Genomic DNA, 20,051 nt, shown 5'->3' on the forward strand with positions numbered 1-20,051 from the left:
GCTTACTTAGCGGCTCGGGCACGCCTGGCGTCGAGGATCACTTGCACGACGAGCACGATCACGGCAACCCCCATCAACAACGTCGACACCGCGTACGCGCCGTACTCGGCGCCGCGGGTGTAACGGTCGGAGACCAGCAGTGTCAGTGTCTGGGACTTCCCCGGCAGGTTGGACGACACCATGATGACCGCTCCGTACTCCCCCAACGTGCGGGCGACAGTCAGCACGACGCCGTAGGTCAGACCCCAGCGAATGGACGGCAAGGTGATGCGCCAGAACGTCTGCCACCATTGGGAGCCCAGCGTCGCGGCGGCTTCCTCCTGGTCGGTGCCCAACTCGTGCAGCACCGGTTCGACCTCGCGGATGACGAACGGCACGGTGACAAAAATACTGGCCAGCACGATGCCCGGGAATCCGAAGATGATCTTCAGGCCCAGGTCGTGCTCGACGAATCCGAACAGGCCGGCCGAACCCCACAGCAGGATGAGGGCCACACCGACCACCACCGGGGAAACTGCGAACGGTAGGTCGATCACCGCCTGCAATACACTCTTGCCGCGAAACTTGTTGCGGGCCAGCACAAGTGCCGTCGGTACGCCGAACAGCACGTTGAGCGGCACCACGATCGCCACAATCACCAGCGATAGTTGCAACGCAGAGATGGCCGCAGGCGTGGTGATCTGACTGATGAATTCGCCCACGCCGGGCTCGAAGGTTCGCCATAGGATCAGTCCGACCGGAACGATCACCAGCACCAGGACATATCCCAACGCCAGATACCTGACCAGATACTTCAGTACCGGCGAGAGGGTCATTTCCCTGCCTCCGTCGCAGTCCTCATCTGGCCAGCTCCTCACGCTTTGCCGCCCGCGAACCGATGACCCGCAGGACGAACAGCACCGCGAACGAAACAACAAGAAGCACAATCGAGATCGCGGCCGCACCCGTGCGGTCGTCATTCTCGATGAGGGTGCGGATCCACTGCGACGACACCTCGGTCTCACCGGGCACCGCGCCACCGATCAACACCACCGAACCGAACTCGCCGATCGCCCGGGAGAACGCCAGACCGGCGCCGGACAACAACGACGGAAGCAACGCCGGCAGCACCACCCGGGTCAGGATGGTGAAGTTGTTGGCTCCCAGCGATGCGGCGGCTTCCTCGGTTTCGCGATCCAGTTCGAGCAACACCGGCTGCACCGACCGGACCACGAACGGCAACGTGACGAACAGCAGGGCGATGCCGACGCCCCACCTGGTGTGCTGCAGGTGCAGATCGACCGGACTGGCCGGGCCGTACAAAGCCAGCATCACCAGGCTGGCGACGATGGTGGGCAACGCAAAAGGCAGGTCGATCACCGCATCCACCAACCGCTTGCCCACGAAGTCGTCCCGGGACAGTACCCACGCGACCAACAGCCCGAACACCAGGTTGATCAGCGCCACGACAACCGAGATCCCCAAAGTGACCCGGAACGAAGCCACGGCCGAGTTCGAGGTGATCGCCGACCAGAAGTACGGCCAGCCACCGCGAGCGGACTCCACCACGATCGCGGCCAACGGCAGCAACACGATGACGGACAGCCAGATGCTGGCTGCTCCAACTCGCAGCGACGTGCTGCCGAACCTGTGACTGCGCCGACGACTCGGGCGGCCCGAGCCACTGTCGCCAGTGGTCTCGGGCCGCACCGAAGCGTCCTCGAACTCAACCGAGGATGTCATCCAGTGGCCTGCTTGTAGATCTTGGTGATGCTGCCATTGTCCTTATCGAACAGTGCCGGGTCGACTACCGTCCAGCCACCCAGATCGGCGATGGTCCACAACTTCTGCGGAGCCGGGAAATCGCTGACGAAGGCGGCAGCCACGGCTGGGTCCACCGGACGGAAGCCGGCCTGCGCCCACGCCTTCTGTCCGTCCGGCGTGTAGAGGAAGTTCTTCAGGGCAGTGGCTTTGTCCTGATGCGCGCTCGAGGTCACGACCGCCACCGGGTTCTCGATCTTGAACGTCTGCGGCGGGTTGATGTGCTCGACCGGCTTGCCCTGTCGCTCGGTGTTGATGGCTTCATTCTCATAGCTGATCAACACATCACCGGTGCCTTGCAAGAAGACGTCGGTGGCTTCACGTCCGGAACCGGGGCGGGTCTTCACATGCTCAGAAACCAGCTGCTTGATGAAAGCGATACCCGCCGCCGAGTCCTTGCCGCCATTGCTCTTGACGGTGTAGGGCGCCAACAGGTTCCACTTGGCCGATCCGGAACTCAACGGACTCGGGGTGACCACCTCGATGCCGGGCTTGAGCAGGTCATCCCAATCCTTGATGCCCTTGGGGTTGCCCTTGCGGACCACCAACGACACCACCGAGGTGAACGGGATGCCCTTGGTGGCATCGGCGTTCCAGTCCTTGCTCACCTTGCCGGCCTTGACCAGCCTGGTGACATCCGGCTCGACAGAGAAGTTCACGATATCGGCGGGCTTGCCGTCCACCACGCTGCGGGACTGGTCCCCGGATGCGCCATAGGACGTCGTCACCGTGATGCCCTTGCCGTCGGGGCTGGCCGCAAATGCCGGGAGCACCGTGCTCCAACCGGGTTCGGGCACCGAATAGGCCACCAGGGTCAGCGAGGTGCCACCGGCTGGTTGCCCACCGCCGCCGGCGACATCGCTCGACCCACCGCCGCACGCTGCCAGCAGGACCGAGCTGGCCGCGAGCGCCGCCACAGGCCGCCATTTCTTCGTGATGTTGTGCATATTTTGACCTTCCCTAACTTTGTGACGGTTTCAACAGAGTCCGTCCGCGGCAGGGCGATAGATCAGCACATGTGCACGACAGTAGCCAGCGCAGACCCCAGATAACCGCGGACGGCATGGAGTCAGCGACAACAGTCGACATCAGCAACAGCGCAAGAACCCACGGCAATGAGAGCCAAGACATGGCCCTCGGTGCTGCCGGACGCTGCGTGCATGGCGGGAACAATAACAGAATGCCTTTCCCAGCGATCGTTCAGCGGGTTGACAACACCCACATGACGACAACCAGCAGCAGCAGTAGGACCAGGATCAGCGTCACCCGGGAACGCGGCATGCCAGTCACGATGCGTCCTCCTCGATGTGCCGGACCCGCTGCAACAGCTTGATGCCATTGCCCAGCGTCCCGTCGAGCAGCACGGCGATCCCGTAGGCGAGTACCAGAACCACCGGCATCACCACGACCGTCTGGGCCACGAACGACAACCCGGACAGCCACAGCTCGACGCCATCCCACCAGCTGAGGATCCCACCCATGCGGTTCACAGTAGCGCCACCGTGAGGCAGGTAGACAACCCCCGACGTATAGCCCAACGGACCGCGGGCCTCAGCGCGCGATCACATCGCCGATAAAGACTTTGCAGACCTCCCGCATGGTCGCCAGAGTCATGGCAGGCGATTCGAGAAGAACCTGAACCGCCAACCCGTCGAGCACGCCGATCAGCATGTTCGCCAACACCACCGGATCCCCGGCGCGGGCCAGGCCTTCGCGCTGCGCGGCGCCGATCACCCCGGCCACCACCTCGCGCCACTGCCCGTAGAGACGGTCGTTGATGTCCTGCAGCACGGGGTCGCGGGTCCCCTCGGCCCATATGGCCAGCCACACTTTCCACGCCCGCACCGAGAGCTCGTCTTTCGGCAGATAGGACTCGACCAGGTCGTTCAGGATCGCCAGGCTGTCCTTGCCGGAAGCCAGCAACTCGTGCCTGCGGGCCAGCGAATCGGTCAAGTTGAACTCGAACGCCGCGGTGATGACGTCCTTCTTCGTTTCGAAGTAGTAGTGCACCGTGCCCGAGCTGACACCGGCCTCCCTGGCCACGTCGGACAGTCGCAGCGCTGGTATGCCTACCGACGCGATCACCGCGCAGGCCGCGGACAGAATCTGCGACCTGCGCTCGGCTTCCACGCTGGGACGCGGCATCGAGTCCTCCGAGTCGACGGGGATTGCTCAGGAGACCTGATCGTACAAGTGGTTTAACTGCCCGCTCAATCAACTTAGCTCGGGCGGCGCGCCTTCGGTCAGCCCAGGTTGCGCGAGATCACCAGCTTCATGATGTCGGAGGTGCCCTCTTCGATCTCCTCCAGTTTGGCGTCCCGCATCCACTGCTCCACCGGGTATTCGCGTGAATATCCCCAGCCGCCAAGGGTTTGCACAGCGGCGTGGGTGACGAACATCGACATCTCCGACGCGGTCAGCTTCGCCATCGCCGCAATCCCGCGGGCCGGTGCGCCGCTGTCGATGACGCGCGCTGCGTGCAGGACCAACAGTCGCGCCGCTTCGATCCGGGTGGCCATATCCGCCAGCCGGAAAGCCACCGCCTGGTGATCGATGATCGGCACGCCGAACTGCTTTCGGGTCTTTGCGTATTCCAATGCGTATTCGTAGGCGGCGCGCGCCGCACCGACGGCGGCCGCACCCAGCACCACCCGCGAGATGTCGAAGGTACCCATCAGACCATAGAACCCCTGGCCTTCATCGCCGAGCCGGTCCTCCTCGGGCACCACCACGTTGTCGAAGAAGATCTCCCGGCACACGATGGCGCGCTGGCCCATTTTCTTCATCGGCGCACCGAAAGTCAGTCCCTCGGCGTCCTTGTTGAGCAGGAACGCCGAGATGCCCGCGGAACGCTTGGTCGGATCGGTCTTGGCGAACACCACATAAAACTCGGCGGCACCGGCATTCGAGATCCAGGCCTTCTGGCCACTGATGCGGTATCCGCCATCGATCCGGGTCGCGGTCGTGACGATCGAGGCGGCATCCGATCCCGATTCCGGTTCGGTGGTGGCCAGCGAGGTCATCACGGCCTTCGGACCGGTCAACGGGGTCAGCCAGCGCTTCTTCTGTTCCTCGGTTCCGAGCACCATGATCGGATCGGAGAAGAACCCGTTGGAACACACCAAGTTTCCGATACCCGGATCACCGAAGCACAGCTCCTCCTGCACCAGGCACTGGGTGAAGACATCGGTGAAACCGCCGCCGCCGTACTCCTCCGGGATCATGAAGTCGGTGATCCCGACGGCAGCTGCCTTGGCGAAGATGTCCACCGGGGTGACGGTGTCGGCCTCGTCGATCTCGCGGGCCCGCGGCCGGATCTCCTTGGCCGCGAAATCCCGGCACAGTTCGACGATCTGGCGCTGCTCGTCGGTGAGCGGCCAGGCCGGGATGTTGGTGGTCAGATTTGTCGCGGTGGCCATCATGTTCTCCTTGTGATCGATGGGAAATATCTAGGGCGCAGCGTGTGCTAGCCGCGTTTGGAGGAATCGGTGTAGATGGACTTGCCGAGCCATTGGCCGCCGTCGACCACCATCACCTCGCCGGTGACGTAGCCGGCCCGATCACCGAGTAGAAACGCCGCCGACTCGGCGATCTCCTCCGGTGCCGCGAACCGGCCGGCGGGCACGCTGGCGAGGACATCACGACGGGCCTGCGGGTTACCCCACAACGCGGCTCCGGCACCGTCGGTTTCAGTGGGCCCCGGCGCAAGGCAGTTCACCCGTACCCCACGGCCACCCCATTCGACGGCCAAGGTGCGGGTCATCGCGACCACACCGCCTTTGGCCGCCGCGCTGTGCACGGTGCCGGGATGGCCGTGCCAGGCGTAGCTGGCGATGACGTTGAGAATGGTTCCGCTGCCCTGTGCCAGCATGTGCCGTGAAACGGCGTGCGTGCAGTAATACGTGCCGTTGAGCACGATGTCGGTCACCGCTTTCCAGCCACCCGGCGACAGTTCCTCCGACGGCACGACGAAGTTGCCCGCGGCGTTGTTGACCAGGGCGTCGATCCGGCCATGGGTGGCAACCAGCTTGTCGACGGCGGCCGCGACGGCGGCGTGGTCGCGGACATCGCAGACCGCTATCTCGGCACGGCCGCCGGCCTCGGTGATGTGTCGCACGGTGTTTTCCAGTGCCTCCTGGCGCCGGCCGAGCACCACGGCGGTGCCGCCGGCGCTGGCCCACCGCACCGCGATGGCCTGACCGATCCCCGAACCGCCACCGGTGACGAGCGCGACCCGGCCTGCGAACTCGTTGGACAGGTCGAGACAATGCTGGCTGGTCATGCTGGAAGATCCCCTGATCCTGTTGTGGTGCAGCTGTTCACGATGAGTCCGTCGACGGCGAGCGGACCTTCGGCACTGGCACGCACCGGGTTCAGTTCGATCTCGGCGATATCCGGGCGGCCCGCGATGAGATGGGATACCGACACCACGAGATCGGCGAGCTTGGCCATATCGACGGACGCACGTCCGCGCCAGCCACGCAGCAGCGGCGCCGCCCGCAAGCTGTCGAGCATGGCGGTCGCGGTGTCCTGCGATACCGGCGCGCACTCCAGCCGGACATCCTGGTGCAATTCGGTCTCGGTGCCGCCGGCGCCGACCACCACCACCGCCCCCAGCTGCGGATCGCGACGGGCAGCGATCAGCACCTCGACGACGTCGGGCCTGGTGTCCTGTTCTTCGACGACGTAATCACCGTCGCCGAGCCGGGCGTGCATATCCTCGAACGCGGCCCGGACTGTGGCCGGGTCGTCCAGATTGGTGCGTACGCCGCCGACTTCGCTCTTGTGCTCCAGCCAGCCGGCTTTGAGCACGAACGGCGACCGCAGCAGGCTGGTCACCTCGGCCAGATCGGCGGCGGTGTGCACCACCGCGCCGGCCGGGAATACCACTCCGGCATCGCTGAGCAGGGCCCTGGCGGCCCAATACCCGGTTTGCACCGGCGCGGCGGAGTTCATCACCCGAGCGTGGGCAGGCACGTGTTGCGGCAGCGCCGAACCCAGGTACGCCACCACCCGCATGGCCGACTCGATGCGCCCGTAGGCGGGCACACCGTGCTGCCAAAGTGATTGCGCGGTCGCCGATTCGGGCGCCATGGTGTGTACGACCACCGGTATCCCGGTCGCACTCACCACCGCGCCGAGCCGTTCGGCGACCGATACCTCAGCATCGGCCAGTGCCGGGCTGTCCTGGCCGTAGCAGCCGAAGTACCCGGTCATCACCACCGCGTCGACTCCGCCGTCTGCGATGACGTGTTCGACGTACGTGGCGTAGTTCTGTAGGTCCTGCTCCCCCGCGCCGGCGAGGTCGACCGGATTGCCGCTGGCGGCCCCTTCGGGCAGCTGCGCGGCCAGATCCGCCGCCAGGGCGGCCGAGAACTGTGGAACCGCAAGTCCCACACCGGCTGCCACATCAGCCGCGATACCGCTTTGGCCGCCGCTGTCACCGACTATCGCTACCCGCCGACCGCGTGGAACCGGTGCGGTCAGCAGACCCCGTGCGACGTCGATGACATCGCTGGGGGTATTGACCCGCACCACGCCCGCGGCCCGGCAGACCGCGTCGATCACATCCAGCGGTGAGGTCAGCGAGCCGGTGTGCGTCCGGGCCAGTCGGGCGCTGGCGTTGCTTGCCCCGACTGTGAGCAGCACGGTGGGCTTGCCTGCCGACCGCAGGGCGGTCAGGGTGTCGAAAAGCGCCTCCCCGTCGGTGAAACTCTCCAGGTACAGGGCGATCACCCTGGTGGCATCGTGACCGGCCAGGTCGGCCAGCAATTCTGTTGCGGTGACATCGGATTGGTTGCCGATAGAGGCGAATCGGGATACCCCTAAACCGTGGCTGCGCCCCAACGCGGCCAGCTCCGAACCGAGTTGCCCACTCTGCGAGACGATCGCCATCGAGCCTGCCGTGGGGCTGCCCCACATGAGTTGCAGCTCGCTGGTGGCGTCATAGATGCCAAGGCTGTTGGTGCCGATCAGCCGCGCCCCGCCTGCGGTGATCTTCGCCGCCAGTGCACGGTCTTCGGTGATGCCCGCGGTGATCCCGAGGAATCCGCGCACGCCACGCTCGAGTGCTTCGTCGACGACCGTGTCGACATGTGCCGCGGGGACGCACAGCGCAACCAGCTCGGGAACCTCAGGAAGTACGGAAATACTTGTCGCGCAGGGTTGCCCGAGAACCGATGCGGCCCTCTTGTTGACGAAGTGCACCGCACGGCGGTGCGCGCCGCGCAACGCGCCCGACGCCAGCCAGTAGCCCCATTTGGCCGGATCTTCAGAGGCCCCGACCACGGCCACCGAGGCCGGATCGCGGAAAACGCGCAGATCCGATGCGGCACCGCCGAGCGCTGTCGAGGTGAGCGGCTGTGTCATGAGCGCAGCGCCGCGGAGATCTCGGCCGCTGCCCGCTGGCCGGAGCCGATGGCCCCGTCGATATAGCCGTTCCACACGCTGGAGGTTTCGGTGCCCGCCCAGTGGATCGGCCCGCACGCGGTGCGCCAGCCCGTCGCACCGTGCTCGAACCACACCCCCGGCGCCGGGTTCGCGGCGTATCCGCCGTGCGCCCACGGATCGTCGGACCAAATTTTCTCGGTGTAGCGCAAGGGGTTTGCCGCCTGCTCGCCGAACAGTGCGGTCAGCGTGCCGAGCACTTCGTCGCGCCGCGCCCCGGGCGCCAGACCCGACCACCGGCGCAGCCGGTCGGCGTAGACGAACGACACCAAGACCCCCAGGCCGGCGTCTGCAGGCGAGTTGTCAAAGACCACCCCGACCGAGTTCTCGCCGTACGCGGTGGCCTCACCGGAGAATCCGTCGGCACGCCAGAACGGCGTGTCGTACACGGTGTGGATCTTCGCGACATCGCCCATCGGGCTGCGTTCCATCCACCGGCTTCGCGACTGCGGCAGCGGCGGGGTGAACCGGATCCGGACGGCCGCTCCTGGTGACGCGGCGACCACCACGCGGGCGGCGCGCACCTGACCGCGGTCGGTCTCGACGAGTACCCCACCGTCATCAAGTGTTTCGATATGCCGGACCGGAGTGTTCAGCACGATCCGGTCGCCGAGGTGACCGGCAACGGCCAGGGCCGGAGATTGCGCACCTCCGGTGAAGCGCCGTTCCTGTGCACAGCCCTCGGTCTCCATCAGCTGATCGAATCCGCCTGCCGAGGCGACGTAGAACAGCAGATGGAACAGCGAGATATCCCGCGGTTCGACGGTCCAGACACCCTGAACGGCAAGGGCCAGCCGCAGCCGCGCGTCTTCGTCGGCCACAGTGCGATCCAAGTAGGACTGCACGGTCTCGCTGTCCCACTGCGCCAGTTGGGCGGTGGCGGTCGGGTTCTGCAGGTCGATTGTCCTGGCCAGGTCATCGATGACATCGGCGGCGGCCTCGTACGCCTCGACCCCCGGTGCGTCGAGGGGCCCGGCGCCGCGGAACGGCCGTCGGACCCCGTCGACCCACAGCTCAAGGTGATCGCCGGTGTTGTACGTCGGGAAGGTGGCGCAGCCGAAGCGCTCCGCCAGCGCCAGCAACCGGGTCTGGGTTGGTCCCACCCACTGCCCGCCATGATCGATGACCAAGTTGGCACCCGCGCCGTCGACCAGCTCTGACCAGACCCGGCCGCCGACCCGGTCGGAACCTTCCAGGACCAGCACATCGATGCCGGTGTCGTGCAGGTCCAACGCGGCAGATAAACCGGAATACCCTGCGCCGACGACCACCGTGGTCACCTCGGCAGGTAACGGTCGGGTCGGCGCAGCGGACAGATGCGGGGTCGTCATGAGCGCAGAGCTTATCTTAATTGGCCAGCCAGTCAAGAATGAAATGTGATCCAATCCAGGGGGTTGACAGCATGTGGCCGCGGACACAAACTCTTTTAAACTGGCCCGCCAATCAGAAATGAGGTTCGGAGTGGACGACACCACGTTCGAACAGGAACTCACCCACCGCCTGCAGCTCATCGAGCCCGCCGACGGGAACGCACTCACCGTCCCCGACCTGCCCTTGATGGACTTTGCAGTGGCGGTGACCGGGCTGGCGCTGGCCATCGTCCTGCTGATTGCGTGGGCCTACTGATGACGCATGTGCTGCGGCCCAACAAGGCCGACAAGCCCTCGCCGGCAGAGCCCGAGTTCGATGCGACGCTGACCGAGCTGCCACTGCTCCCCCAGGAGCGGATCTGGGGATTCTGGCAGCACTCCTGGGTGAGCATCGGGCTCGCGGTGGCCACCTGGGCCTTCCTGCAGGGCGCCGCCGTCGCGTACTACGTCGGCGTCAAACAGGCCATCGCGTCCATCGTGATCGGCTATGGCATCAGCGTGCTGCTGGTCGCCCTGGCGCCATGTATGCCTTCGGTCAAATACGGCATCGAGCAGTTCGTCGGACTGCGCAGCGCATTCGGTGAGAACGGTGCGCGGCTGGTGATGGTCGCGGTATCAACCCTGCTCGCCGCGGCCTGGTCGGCGGTGTTGGCGATCATGTTCGGCCACGGTCTGGTGACGGCCGCCAACCAGCTCTTCGGCATAAAACTGTCCGAATCAGGAACGGCCGCAAGCCTGATCGCACTGGTCGCAATCATCGTGTCCTGCCTGATCCTGGCCCGCGGACCGGTCTCGGTGGAAGCCGTCTGCCGGGTCATCGCTCCGATGCTGATCATCATCCTGGTCGGCATCATCGTCATCGTGTTCAGCCATCACACCTGGGCAGACCTGACCGCGCTGAAACCGCTCGGCGGAGCCAGCGAAGACGGCCACCTCAGCTTCCTGCTCGCCATCGAACTGAACATCGCAGGCGGGTTCGCCTGGTGGCCCAACATGGGCAACCTGGCCCGGCTCAGCCGCAACTCACGGGCCGGTTTCTGGCCCAACTGGATGGGCATCTTCGGCGCATCGGTGATCGCGGCGATCGTCGGCGCGCTGGCCGCGCTGTCGCTGCAGATCGATGAGCCCACCCAGTGGATGATCCCGCTGGCCGGCGCCGGTATGGGTGTGGTCGCGCTGGTCATCATCTGTCTGGCCAACATCACCGCGATCCTGTCCCAGGGGTACGGGTCGATGGTGGCGCTCAAGGGCGGCGGCGGCAAGCTGTTCCGCCGGGCGCCATGGCCGTGGCTGATCACGGTGATCCTCGGACCCGCCGCCGTCCTGGTGTTCTTCCCCGCCGCGGTATACAACAACTACGGTCGGTTCTTATCTTGGGGCGCAATTGTTTTGGCTCCGCTGTGCGCGGTGCAGCTGGTCGACTACTTCATTCTGCGCCGTCGTCAACTGCACATCCGTGATCTGTTCCTGCCAATCGGTCAATCCAGGTACGGCTACTGGCAGGGCGTGAACATCGCCGCGTTCGTCTCAGTTGCCGCGGGCGCTACCACCTATTCGCTGTTACTGAATCCGGTGACCTATGAGCCATCCGGCTTCTTCCGCCACACCACGGCATCGATTCCGGCGTTCCTGATCGCCGGAACAGTGCACTACGTGCTGACCCGGCTGGTCGTACAACCCCTCGGCAAGGGCGGTTACGGATCGGAGCTCGCGCAGCGATGACACCGACATTCCACAACATCATCGACGGCACTGACCGGGACCCGGTCGACGGCCGGCGGATGGATATCGTCGACCCGGCCACCGGAGAGGTCTACGCGTCGGCGCCCAACTCGTCGGCCGCCGATGTCGACGCGGCGTTTCGCGCCGCGGGCGCGGCCTACGAGCGCTGGCGCTGGACCGCCCCCAGTGAACGGCAGCGTGCACTGCTGAGGTTCGCCGATGTGATCGAGTCCAACGCCGCCGAGCTCGTCGCGATCGAGAGCCAGAACACCGGGAAGCCGGTATCACTGACGATCTCCGAGGAGATCCCGCCGATGGTCGATCAGATCCGGTTCTTTGCCGGTGCGGCAAGGGTTCTCGAAGGTCGCTCGACCGGTGAATACCTGGCGGGGCACACGTCGTCGATCCGGCGGGAGCCGGTCGGGCCGGTGGCCCAGGTGGCGCCCTGGAATTACCCGATGATGATGGCGGTGTGGAAGCTGGCGCCTGCGCTGGCCGCTGGGTGCACCATCGTGCTCAAACCCTCCGACACCACCCCGGCATCGTCGTACTGGATGGTGCAGCAGCTACAAGAGATCCTGCCGCCCGGCGTCTGCAACCTGGTGTGCGGGGACCGCGACACCGGTGCCGCGCTGGTGGCCCATCCGGTACCGCAGCTGGTGTCCATCACCGGCTCCACCAAGGCGGGGATGGCCGTCGCGGCCAGCGCGGCCGCCGATCTCAAACGCACCCACCTCGAACTCGGCGGCAAGGCCCCGGTTCTCGTGTTCGACGACGCCGATATCGACGCTGCCGTCGAAGGCATCACGGCCGCAGGCTATTTCAATGCCGGACAGGACTGCACGGCGGCCACCCGGCTGATCATCGCGGACGGCATCTACGACGAGTTCCTGGCCGCCCTGACCGAAGCCGTGGCCAAGACCAGGACGGGTTATGACCCCGCCGACCTGGACATCGCGTACGGACCGATCAACAACGCGACCCAGCTCGCGCACATCGACGGCCTGGTGTCGCGCTCCCCCGAGCACACCCGCATCCTGGCCGGCGGCGCCCGCACGCAACGTCCCGGGTTCTTCTACGAACCCACGTTGATCGCCGACCTGCGGCAGTCCGACGAGCTGATCCAGACCGAGATCTTCGGTCCGGTGCTCACCGCGCAGCGGTTCAGCGGCGAGGACGAGGCCGTCGCACTGGCCAACGGCACCGAATACGGCTTGGCGTCATCGGTGTGGACCACCGACGCCGGCATCGCGGCCCGCTTGTCGGCCCGGCTGGACTTCGGCTGTGTGTGGATCAACACCCATTCGCCGCTGGTCGCGGAGATGCCGCACGGCGGTCTCAAGCACTCCGGTTACGGCAAGGATCTATCGATGTACGGCCTGGAGGACTACACCAGGATCAAGCACGTCATGCAATATCACGGGTTCCGCGGCTGAGCAGTCCATTGCGTTCAGAGACGACACCGGGCCGCCACAGGTGGACGGCGGGCGCTGATCCGGTTGATGATGTCGGCATGACCGTGCAGCAGGATGAGTCGTCCAGTCGTGAGTCGACCAACGCAGCCACCGCAAATGGCATGGCCGACAGTGACACCGTGCTGTCGGTGACCGCCCCGGTGCCCAACCCACCGACGGGCGCGCTGCGCAACCCGTTCCCGCCGATCGCCGACTACGGATTCCTGTCCGACTGCGAGAACACCTGCCTGATCTCATCGGCGGGGTCGGTGGAGTGGCTGTGCGTTCCGCGACCGGACTCCCCCAGCGTCTTCGGCGCCATCCTGGACCGCGGCGCCGGGCACTTCCGCCTCGGCCCGTACGGCGTCACGGTGCCGGCGGCGCGTCGCTACCTGCCCGGCAGCCTCATCATGGAGACCACCTGGCAGACCAACACCGGCTGGCTCATCGTGCGCGATGCGCTGGTGATGGGCCCCTGGCACGACATCGAAGCTCGGTCACGCACGCACCGCCGCACCCCGATGGACTGGGACGCCGAGCACATCCTGTTGCGTACGGTGCGCTGCGTCAGTGGCACCGTCGAGTTGGTGATGGGTTGCGAGCCGTCGTTCGACTACGGCCGGCAGAGTGCGACGTGGGAGTATTCGGCCGCGGCCTACGGGGAGGCGATCGCACGGGCGAACAAGAACCCCGAGGCCCATCCGACGCTGCGGCTGACCACCAATCTGCGGATCGGCCTGGAAGGCCACGAGGCCCGGGCCCGTACCCGGCTCAAGGAGGGCGACAAGGCGTTCGTCGCGCTGTCGTGGTCGAAGCATCCGGCCCCGCAGACCTTCGAAGAAGCCTCCGACAAGATGTGGAAAACCAGCGAGGCCTGGCGGCAGTGGATCAACGTCGGCGACTTCCCCGACCACCCGTGGAAGACGTACCTGCAGCGCAGTGCGCTGACCCTCAAAGGTCTGACCTACTCGCCGACCGGAGCCCTGCTCGCCGCCAGCAGCACCTCGCTGCCGGAAACGCCTCAGGGCGAACGAAATTGGGACTACCGCTACTCGTGGATCCGGGATTCCACGTTCGCCCTGTGGGGTCTGTACACGCTGGGTCTGGACCGTGAGGCCGACGACTTCTTCGCGTTCATCGCCGACGTGTCTGGCGCCAACAATGGTGAACGGCATCCGCTGCAAGTGATGTACGCCGTGGGCGGCGAGCGCAGCCTGGTCGAAGAAGAGCTGCACCACCTGTCCGGCTACGACTATTCGCGTCCGGTGCGCATCGGCAACGGTGCGTACAACCAGATGCAGCACGACATCTGGGGCACCATGCTCGATTCGGTGTACCTGCATGCCAAGTCGCGCGAACAGATCCCCGAGGCGCTATGGCCGGTGCTCAAGAACCAGGTCGAGGAGGCGATCAAGCACTGGAAGGAACCGGACCGCGGCATCTGGGAGGTGCGCGGCGAACCGCAGCATTTCACCTCAAGCAAGATCATGTGCTGGGTGGCGCTGGACCGCGGCTCCAAACTCGCTGAGCTGCAAGGCGAGAAGTCGTATGCGCAGCAGTGGCGCGTCATCGCCGAGGAGATCAAGGCCGACATCCTGGCTCACGGCGTGGACAAGCGCGGAGTGCTGACGCAACGTTACGGCGACGAGGCACTGGACGCGTCTCTGTTGCTGGCGATCCTGACCCGGTTCCTGCCGGCAGACGACCCGCGGGTGCGGGCCACCGTCCTGGCCATCGCCGATGAGCTCACCGAAAACGGCCTGGTGCTGCGCTACCGCACCGAGGAGACCGACGACGGGCTGTCCGGCGAAGAAGGCACTTTCACCATCTGCTCGTTCTGGCTGGTGTCGGCGCTGGTCGAGATCGGTGAGGTGAGCCAGGCCCGGCACTTGTGTGAGCGGCTGCTGTCGTTCGCCAGCCCGCTGCACCTGTACGCCGAGGAGATCGAGCCGCACACCGGCCGGCACCTGGGCAACTTCCCACAGGCGTTCACCCACCTGGCATTGATCAACGCCGTGGTGCACGTCATCCGCGCGGAGGAGGAAGCCGACAGCAGCGGCGTGTTCCAGCCCGCCAACGCCCCGATGTAGTCAGGCCCACATCCGGCGATCGACACCAAAGGCGTCGGCGCGCAATGCATTGCGCCATCTGAGCTGGAACTCGACGCGAACGGGTACGGGTCTGGTGAGCGCCACCGGAGTGAGTCCGCGGTCGGCCTCGTTCACCGCGACGCCGGTGACCACCTGGTCACCCTCGACCGTCGCGGTCAGCGTCACCGCATCGGCACCCAGATGCGGCTGCAGCCAGAACAGACCGCCGGGCTCGACGGTGTGCAGTTGTGACCCATCGGCGTCGACCACCAACGCACGATCAGCGGTCAGCTGCGCGGCCTGGTCGGCGTGCAGGCGGAACGGCCCGACGTGGTCACCCAGCACCGTCGCGTCCGCAGCGTTCAGCTCCGGAGCCGACGGCCGGCGTCGCGCCCAGCGCGCACCGGCCACCAGATAGTCGTACAGCCGCACGATCCGCTCGGGATTGCGGTAATGCCCGGTGCCCTGCAGCCAGAACGTCACCTCGCCCAGGTCCGCCGCGCCGACCATCCGGTAGAAGCGGTAACCGACGCCCACGCCGCCGGACTGGGTGTGCGACGTGGTCGCACCGACTCCCAGCGTTTTGCGGTACTGCCCGGCGCCGCGGACCTCCAGGGCGGACCCGGCCACGTCGCGCCACACCACACCGTCGGTCGACTTCTGCAGCGACACTGTGGCTTTCGCACCGGAAGACACCGCGACGCGATACCCGCCCAACTGCGGAGCACCGTCGAATTCGAAGCTGATCGAACCCGATTGCACGGCGGTGCGTGCCGGCACGTGCAGCGGGCGGTTGTCCAGCTCCAGCCCGTTGGTGAAGAACCAGATGGCCGCCTGCGTGGCGGCGATGGCCTCGTGTTCGGCGAGGTTGGCCTGGTCCGTCGACATGCCGGCGGCTCGCAGTCGAGTGCTCAGCTCCGCAGTGCTCACCGTCGGAAACGAGTTGCGCAGGATCCAGCCCACCTCGGACTCGTGATCCCGGGCCGCCGGGTTCGGCACCGCCGACCATGCTGAGGGGCGGTAGGGAGCGGGCCGGGTCGGCGCAGTGGCCGAAAAGTCCAGCGAGTAGGCCTGGGCGTTCGGGTTCAGCCTGATCAGGTCGGTCCGGGCGATCGTCCCGTCGGCGAACACGACGGTCTCGACCGTGGATGAGAACGTGCCCGGCCGGTACCGGGTCAACCGGGCATCGGGGTCGTGGTCGGACTGCTCGCGGCGGCTGACCGAGACCGGGACGCGGGTGGGCGTGGAGGCGGTGACGAGGTTCATCGAGGTTGACCTTCTGAAAGCTGGGCGCGCGCACCAGCTCATCGCCGCAAACGGGCGGGCTTCAACGCGCAGGAGGGGGCGTCAGAAAATCAACAACAACAGAATGCGCACACCATGGCGCGCGCGGTGCGCGACGACATGGCGAACGGTTGCATGCCCGCCACAATACGTGATGAAAACCTATTCGGTAAATGCCAGTTTTCTTCCGACTGGATCTAACCCCTGCCGGGTACCGCGAAAAGTCTTACGCTTGCCCGGAATCCGCTGAATTTCTGCTTGGCTAGAGGGGACACACATGACGTCGGCTCAGAACGAGTCTCAGGCTCTCGGCGATCTCGCCGCGCGGCAACTCGCAAATGCCACAAAGACCGTTCCACAGCTTTCCACCATCACCCCCCGGTTCCTGCTGCACCTGCTGAGCTGGGTGCCGGTCGAGGCGGGTATCTACCGGGTGAACCGGGTGGTCAACCCGCAGCAGGTGGCCATCCATGCCGAGGAAGGCGCCGGCACCTCTGAGCCGCTGCCCGAGACGTTCGTCGACTACGAGACCAACCCGCGTGAGTACACCCTGCGCTCCATCTCGACGTTGCTCGATGTGCACACCCGGGTCTCCGACCTGTACTCCAGCCCGCATGATCAGGTCACCCAGCAGCTGCGGCTGACCATCGAGACCATCAAGGAACGCCAGGAGCACGAGCTGGTCAACAACCCGGAGTACGGCTTGCTGTCGCAGGTCACCCCGGAACAGACCATCCAGACGCTGGCCGGTCCCCCGACCCCGGACGACCTGGACTCGCTGATCACCAAGGTGTGGAAGACCCCGGGCTTCTTCCTGACCAATCCGCTCGGCGTGGCCGCATTCGGCCGGGAGGCCACCCGGCGGGGCGTCCCGCCGCCAGTGGTCAGCCTGTTCGGCGCGCAGTTCATCACCTGGCGGGGCATCCCGATCGTCCCGTCGGACAAGGTGCCGGTCGAGGACGGCAAGACCAAGTTCCTTCTGGTGCGCACCGGCGAGGAGCGTCAAGGCGTGGTCGGGCTGTTCCAGCCGGGGTTGGTCGGCGAGCAGGCACCGGGCCTGTCGGTACGGTTCACCGGCATCAACCGGGCAGCCATCGCCTCCTACCTGGTCACGCTGTACTCGTCCCTGGCGGTACTGACCGACGATGCGCTGGCGGTCCTCGAGGGTGTGTCCGTGGACCACTTCCATGAGTACAAGTGAGCAAGTAGCCGCGGGGGGAGGGCTGCCGATCAGCGAGGCCGAATTGGCCTCGCTGGCCAGCGCGCTGTACGCGGCCGATCTGCACCCGGGTCCGGACAGCCCACCGTTGGTGGTGCCGCCCGCACCCCGGGGCAGCGCGCCGGAAGCTTCCGCGGTGACCACCGCCGGCACCACGGGCGTCGGGGTGTCGGATCCGCTCACCCCCGGGCTGCCGACCATCCCTGTCGGGAACACCTATGTACCGGCGCCGACTTCCGGGGTGCCCCAGGGCGTTCCGCAGGCCGTACCGGTGGCACCCCGCGGTAGCGCGCCAGATCTCACGGCACCGGCGGGGTACGCGAGTCTCGGTTCGCCCAGTGCGCCGCCAGCCGATCTGACGGCATTCGCCGTGCCAACGGGCATCGTCCCGACCGTTCCCGGGGTGCTGGCCGGCCCCGCTCCATCCGCGCCGGTCGCGCCGCGCGGCTCGGCGCCGAGTTGGCCCACGGGGACACCCGCCATTCCCGATCTCGGCTGGAGTGTTCCAGCCCGTCCCGAGGTGGCGGAGCGGCCGGCCCAGCTGTCGCCGAGCACCCACGAGGTGTTCGATGTCAACGCGATTCGCGCAGATTTTCCGATCCTGCGCGAGACCGTCAACGGCAAACCGCTGATCTGGTTCGACAACGCGGCAACGACCCAGAAGCCGCAGGCCGTCATCGACCGACTGTCCTACTTCTACGCCCACGAGAACTCCAACATCCACCGTGCCGCACACGAATTGGCGGCGCGGGCCACAGATGCCTACGAGGACGCCCGTGACACCGTTCGGCGTTTCATCGGTGCTTCGCGTAATGAGAACATTGTGTTCGTCCGGGGTACCACCGAGGCGATCAACCTGGTGGCGTACGCCTGGGGCGGCAAGCATCTGGGCCCAGGCGACGAGATCGTCATCACCCACCTGGAGCACCACGCCAATATCGTTCCGTGGCAACTGATCAGCCAGCAGACCGGTGCCGTGATCAAGGTGGCCCCGGTGGACGACGCCGGCAACCTCCTACTGGACCGTTTCACCGACCTACTCGGCCCGCGCACCAAACTGGTTGCCGCAACCCATGTTTCGAATGCACTGGGCACCATCACCCCGGCCAAGACGATCGTCGAACTGGGACACCGATACGGTGCCAAGGTTTTGATCGATGGTGCGCAATCGATTCCACACACCCCCATCGATGTGACCGACCTGGGCGCGGATTTCTTCGTGTTCTCCGGGCACAAGATCTTCGGGCCGACCGGCATCGGTGTGCTGTACGGCACCGACGAGGCCCTGGCCGAGACTCCGCCATGGCAGGGCGGAGGCAACATGATCGCCGACGTCACCCTCGAGCGATCGGTGTTCCAGGAGCCGCCGAACAAGTTCGAGGCCGGCACCGGCAACATCGCCGACGCGGTCGGCCTGGGCGAGGCGTTGCGGTACGTGGAACGTGTTGGGATTGAACGCATCTCAGCCTACGAGCACGCGTTGCTGGAGTATGCGACACCGCGACTGGCCGCCATCGACGGGGTCCGCCTGGTGGGCACGGCAGCACAGAAGGCCAGTGTGCTGTCGTTCGTGTTGGCCGGGCATGAGCCACTCGAGGTGGGCAAGGCGCTCAACGCCGAGGGCATCGCGGTGCGCGCCGGCCATCATTGCGCGCAACCGATCTTGCGCAGGCTCGGGCTCGAAGCCACAGTGCGGCCGTCGTTCGCGTTCTACAACACCTTCGAGGAGATCGACGTCTTCCTGGACGCGGTGCGCCGCATCGCCGCAGACCCACGCTAACGGTGCCATCGCAGGCATTCCCACCAGGCATTTCGAGGAATATATTGTAGGTGTGCCCAGAGGCTGCGGCGCCAAGTATGAGGTTGCGGACCGGCGGAGGCCAGGATGAAGCGCTATCTCGTGTTCGGTTACGGCGCACTGTGTTACGGCGTGTTCCTCGCCGCGTTCCTCTATGCCATCGGCTTCGTGGGCAACGTGCTGGTGCCCCGCAGCGTCGACAGCGCCATCGCCGCGCCGATCGGCGAAGCTGTGGCGGTCAACCTGGTGCTGCTCGGACTGTTCGCCGTGCAACACAGCGTGATGGCGCGGCCGGCGTTCAAACGGTGGTGGACCCGATTCGTCCCGGCGTCGATCGAGCGCAGCACATACGTCCTGCTCTCGAGTCTGGTGCTGGGCCTGCTGTTCTGGCAGTGGCGGACGATGCCCCAGGTGGTTTGGACGGTGACGGCGCCGCCGGGCCGGCTGGTCCTGCACGTGCTGTTCTGGCTCGGCTGGGCGACTGTGCTGACCTCGACGTTCATGATCAACCACTTCGACCTGTTCGGACTCCGGCAGGTGTATCTCGCCTGGCGCGGCGAGCCTTACCGCGACTTGGCCTTCCGCACCACATTGTTCTATCGAGTGGTGCGTCATCCGATCATGGTGGGGTTCATCGTGGCGTTCTGGGCCACCCCGACGATGACCGCGGGCCATTTACTGTTCGCAGTGGCCACCACCGGCTACATCCTGGTCGGCGTGCATTTCGAGGAACACGACCTGGTGACCGCACTCGGTGACTCGTACCAGCGTTATCGCACCGAGGTTCCGATGATGGTGCCCGGATTGCACGGCCGCGGCGGACACTCCGCGCCGGGCTCACCGCACCACGCGGCCTGATCCGCCGCG

Annotated in this window: 18 protein-coding genes; 7 read left to right on the top strand and 11 right to left on the bottom strand. The window is 66.0% G+C overall.

From position 1 onward, the window contains the following. Positions 1-2 precede the first annotated feature (2 nt). The 10 genes from cysW to ABIA30_RS22670 form a co-directional block, all read right to left on the bottom strand. The gene (gene cysW / locus ABIA30_RS22625) at positions 3-815 is read right to left on the bottom strand and encodes a sulfate ABC transporter permease subunit CysW (protein ID WP_370069565.1); all 813 of its coding nucleotides are present in this window, start codon (positions 813-815) and stop codon (positions 3-5) included. A 22-nt stretch (positions 816-837) separates the two neighbouring features. Next, positions 838-1,722, bottom strand: a complete 885-nt coding sequence (gene cysT, locus ABIA30_RS22630) for a sulfate ABC transporter permease subunit CysT (RefSeq protein WP_370069567.1) — start codon at positions 1,720-1,722, stop codon at positions 838-840. Then, a complete protein-coding gene (locus tag ABIA30_RS22635) occupies positions 1,719-2,747 on the bottom strand; it encodes a sulfate ABC transporter substrate-binding protein (RefSeq protein WP_370069569.1) in 1,029 nt (342 codons plus the stop codon). The genes cysT and ABIA30_RS22635 overlap by 4 nt, the downstream gene beginning before the upstream one ends. A gap of 122 nt (positions 2,748-2,869) precedes the next feature. Then, on the bottom strand, positions 2,870-2,962 hold the full coding sequence (locus ABIA30_RS22640) for an Ms4533A family Cys-rich leader peptide (RefSeq protein ID WP_370069571.1): 93 nt from the start codon (positions 2,960-2,962) through the stop codon (positions 2,870-2,872). A gap of 124 nt (positions 2,963-3,086) precedes the next feature. Then, positions 3,087-3,281 carry a hypothetical protein gene (locus tag ABIA30_RS22645; RefSeq protein WP_370069573.1) on the bottom strand — a complete coding sequence of 65 codons (195 nt, stop codon included), beginning with the start codon at positions 3,279-3,281 and terminating at the stop codon, positions 3,087-3,089. 70 nt (positions 3,282-3,351) lie between these two features. After that, complete coding sequence (locus ABIA30_RS22650; RefSeq protein WP_370069575.1) at positions 3,352-3,945, bottom strand: TetR/AcrR family transcriptional regulator; 594 nt, start codon at positions 3,943-3,945, stop codon at positions 3,352-3,354. A gap of 98 nt (positions 3,946-4,043) precedes the next feature. After that, the gene (locus ABIA30_RS22655) at positions 4,044-5,219 is read right to left on the bottom strand and encodes an acyl-CoA dehydrogenase family protein (RefSeq protein WP_370069577.1); all 1,176 of its coding nucleotides are present in this window, start codon (positions 5,217-5,219) and stop codon (positions 4,044-4,046) included. Between the two features lie 47 nt (positions 5,220-5,266). After that, positions 5,267-6,082, bottom strand: a complete 816-nt coding sequence (locus tag ABIA30_RS22660; RefSeq protein WP_370069579.1) for an SDR family oxidoreductase — start codon at positions 6,080-6,082, stop codon at positions 5,267-5,269. After that, complete coding sequence (locus ABIA30_RS22665; RefSeq protein ID WP_370069581.1) at positions 6,079-8,169, bottom strand: acetate--CoA ligase family protein; 2,091 nt, start codon at positions 8,167-8,169, stop codon at positions 6,079-6,081. Before ABIA30_RS22665 ends, ABIA30_RS22660 begins: the two co-directional genes overlap by 4 nt. After that, the gene (locus ABIA30_RS22670) at positions 8,166-9,578 is read right to left on the bottom strand and encodes a flavin monoamine oxidase family protein (RefSeq protein ID WP_370069583.1); all 1,413 of its coding nucleotides are present in this window, start codon (positions 9,576-9,578) and stop codon (positions 8,166-8,168) included. The genes ABIA30_RS22665 and ABIA30_RS22670 overlap by 4 nt, the downstream gene beginning before the upstream one ends. Positions 9,579-9,708: 130 nt before the next feature. On the opposite strand from ABIA30_RS22670, the gene ABIA30_RS22675 reads away from it, so the two are divergent. The 4 genes from ABIA30_RS22675 (at position 9,709) to ABIA30_RS22690 (ending at position 14,883) form a co-directional block, all read left to right on the top strand. After that, positions 9,709-9,873, top strand: coding sequence for a hypothetical protein (locus ABIA30_RS22675; RefSeq protein ID WP_370069585.1), 165 nt, complete (start codon positions 9,709-9,711; stop codon positions 9,871-9,873). Further along, a complete protein-coding gene (locus ABIA30_RS22680; RefSeq protein WP_370069587.1) occupies positions 9,873-11,339 on the top strand; it encodes a cytosine permease in 1,467 nt (488 codons plus the stop codon). The genes ABIA30_RS22675 and ABIA30_RS22680 overlap by 1 nt, the downstream gene beginning before the upstream one ends. Next, positions 11,336-12,775: a gamma-aminobutyraldehyde dehydrogenase gene (locus ABIA30_RS22685; protein ID WP_370069589.1), complete on the top strand. Its 1,440-nt coding sequence runs from the start codon at positions 11,336-11,338 to the stop codon at positions 12,773-12,775. The genes ABIA30_RS22680 and ABIA30_RS22685 overlap by 4 nt, the downstream gene beginning before the upstream one ends. 77 nt (positions 12,776-12,852) lie before the next feature. After that, on the top strand, positions 12,853-14,883 hold the full coding sequence (locus tag ABIA30_RS22690) for a glycoside hydrolase family 15 protein (protein WP_370069591.1): 2,031 nt from the start codon (positions 12,853-12,855) through the stop codon (positions 14,881-14,883). Here the strand turns inward: ABIA30_RS22690 and ABIA30_RS22695 are convergent, their stop codons facing one another. Beyond that, positions 14,884-16,149, bottom strand: coding sequence for a thioester domain-containing protein (locus tag ABIA30_RS22695; RefSeq protein ID WP_370069593.1), 1,266 nt, complete (start codon positions 16,147-16,149; stop codon positions 14,884-14,886). 295 nt (positions 16,150-16,444) lie between these two features. On the opposite strand from ABIA30_RS22695, the gene ABIA30_RS22700 reads away from it, so the two are divergent. From ABIA30_RS22700 to mddA, 3 genes are all read left to right on the top strand, one after another. Further along, positions 16,445-17,368: a family 2A encapsulin nanocompartment shell protein gene (locus ABIA30_RS22700; RefSeq protein WP_370069595.1), complete on the top strand. Its 924-nt coding sequence runs from the start codon at positions 16,445-16,447 to the stop codon at positions 17,366-17,368. Beyond that, positions 17,355-19,166: a family 2A encapsulin nanocompartment cargo protein cysteine desulfurase gene (locus ABIA30_RS22705; RefSeq protein ID WP_370069597.1), complete on the top strand. Its 1,812-nt coding sequence runs from the start codon at positions 17,355-17,357 to the stop codon at positions 19,164-19,166. Before ABIA30_RS22700 ends, ABIA30_RS22705 begins: the two co-directional genes overlap by 14 nt. Positions 19,167-19,271: 105 nt before the next feature. Further along, entirely contained in the window at positions 19,272-20,042 is a 771-nt protein-coding gene (gene mddA / locus ABIA30_RS22710) for a methanethiol S-methyltransferase (protein ID WP_370069599.1), read from the top strand. Positions 20,043-20,051: the final 9 nt, after the last annotated feature.

The organism is Mycobacterium sp. MAA66 (assembly GCF_041261665.1).
Lineage (GTDB): Bacteria > Actinomycetota > Actinomycetes > Mycobacteriales > Mycobacteriaceae > Mycobacterium.

Coding starts and splice junctions, on each gene's coding strand:
- ABIA30_RS22655 (WP_370069577.1), bottom strand. CDS start 5,219: ATGGCCACCGCGACAAATCTGACCACCAACATCCCGGCCTGGCCGCTC.
- cysT (WP_370069567.1), bottom strand. CDS start 1,722: ATGACATCCTCGGTTGAGTTCGAGGACGCTTCGGTGCGGCCCGAGACC.
- ABIA30_RS22635 (WP_370069569.1), bottom strand. CDS start 2,747: ATGCACAACATCACGAAGAAATGGCGGCCTGTGGCGGCGCTCGCGGCC.
- ABIA30_RS22660 (WP_370069579.1), bottom strand. CDS start 6,082: ATGACCAGCCAGCATTGTCTCGACCTGTCCAACGAGTTCGCAGGCCGG.
- ABIA30_RS22690 (WP_370069591.1), top strand. CDS start 12,853: ATGACCGTGCAGCAGGATGAGTCGTCCAGTCGTGAGTCGACCAACGCA.
- ABIA30_RS22700 (WP_370069595.1), top strand. CDS start 16,445: ATGACGTCGGCTCAGAACGAGTCTCAGGCTCTCGGCGATCTCGCCGCG.
- ABIA30_RS22680 (WP_370069587.1), top strand. CDS start 9,873: ATGACGCATGTGCTGCGGCCCAACAAGGCCGACAAGCCCTCGCCGGCA.
- ABIA30_RS22665 (WP_370069581.1), bottom strand. CDS start 8,169: ATGACACAGCCGCTCACCTCGACAGCGCTCGGCGGTGCCGCATCGGAT.
- ABIA30_RS22670 (WP_370069583.1), bottom strand. CDS start 9,578: ATGACGACCCCGCATCTGTCCGCTGCGCCGACCCGACCGTTACCTGCC.
- ABIA30_RS22640 (WP_370069571.1), bottom strand. CDS start 2,962: ATGCACGCAGCGTCCGGCAGCACCGAGGGCCATGTCTTGGCTCTCATT.
- ABIA30_RS22685 (WP_370069589.1), top strand. CDS start 11,336: ATGACACCGACATTCCACAACATCATCGACGGCACTGACCGGGACCCG.
- ABIA30_RS22645 (WP_370069573.1), bottom strand. CDS start 3,281: ATGGGTGGGATCCTCAGCTGGTGGGATGGCGTCGAGCTGTGGCTGTCC.
- ABIA30_RS22705 (WP_370069597.1), top strand. CDS start 17,355: ATGAGTACAAGTGAGCAAGTAGCCGCGGGGGGAGGGCTGCCGATCAGC.
- ABIA30_RS22695 (WP_370069593.1), bottom strand. CDS start 16,149: ATGAACCTCGTCACCGCCTCCACGCCCACCCGCGTCCCGGTCTCGGTC.
- ABIA30_RS22650 (WP_370069575.1), bottom strand. CDS start 3,945: ATGCCGCGTCCCAGCGTGGAAGCCGAGCGCAGGTCGCAGATTCTGTCC.
- mddA (WP_370069599.1), top strand. CDS start 19,272: ATGAAGCGCTATCTCGTGTTCGGTTACGGCGCACTGTGTTACGGCGTG.
- cysW (WP_370069565.1), bottom strand. CDS start 815: ATGACCCTCTCGCCGGTACTGAAGTATCTGGTCAGGTATCTGGCGTTG.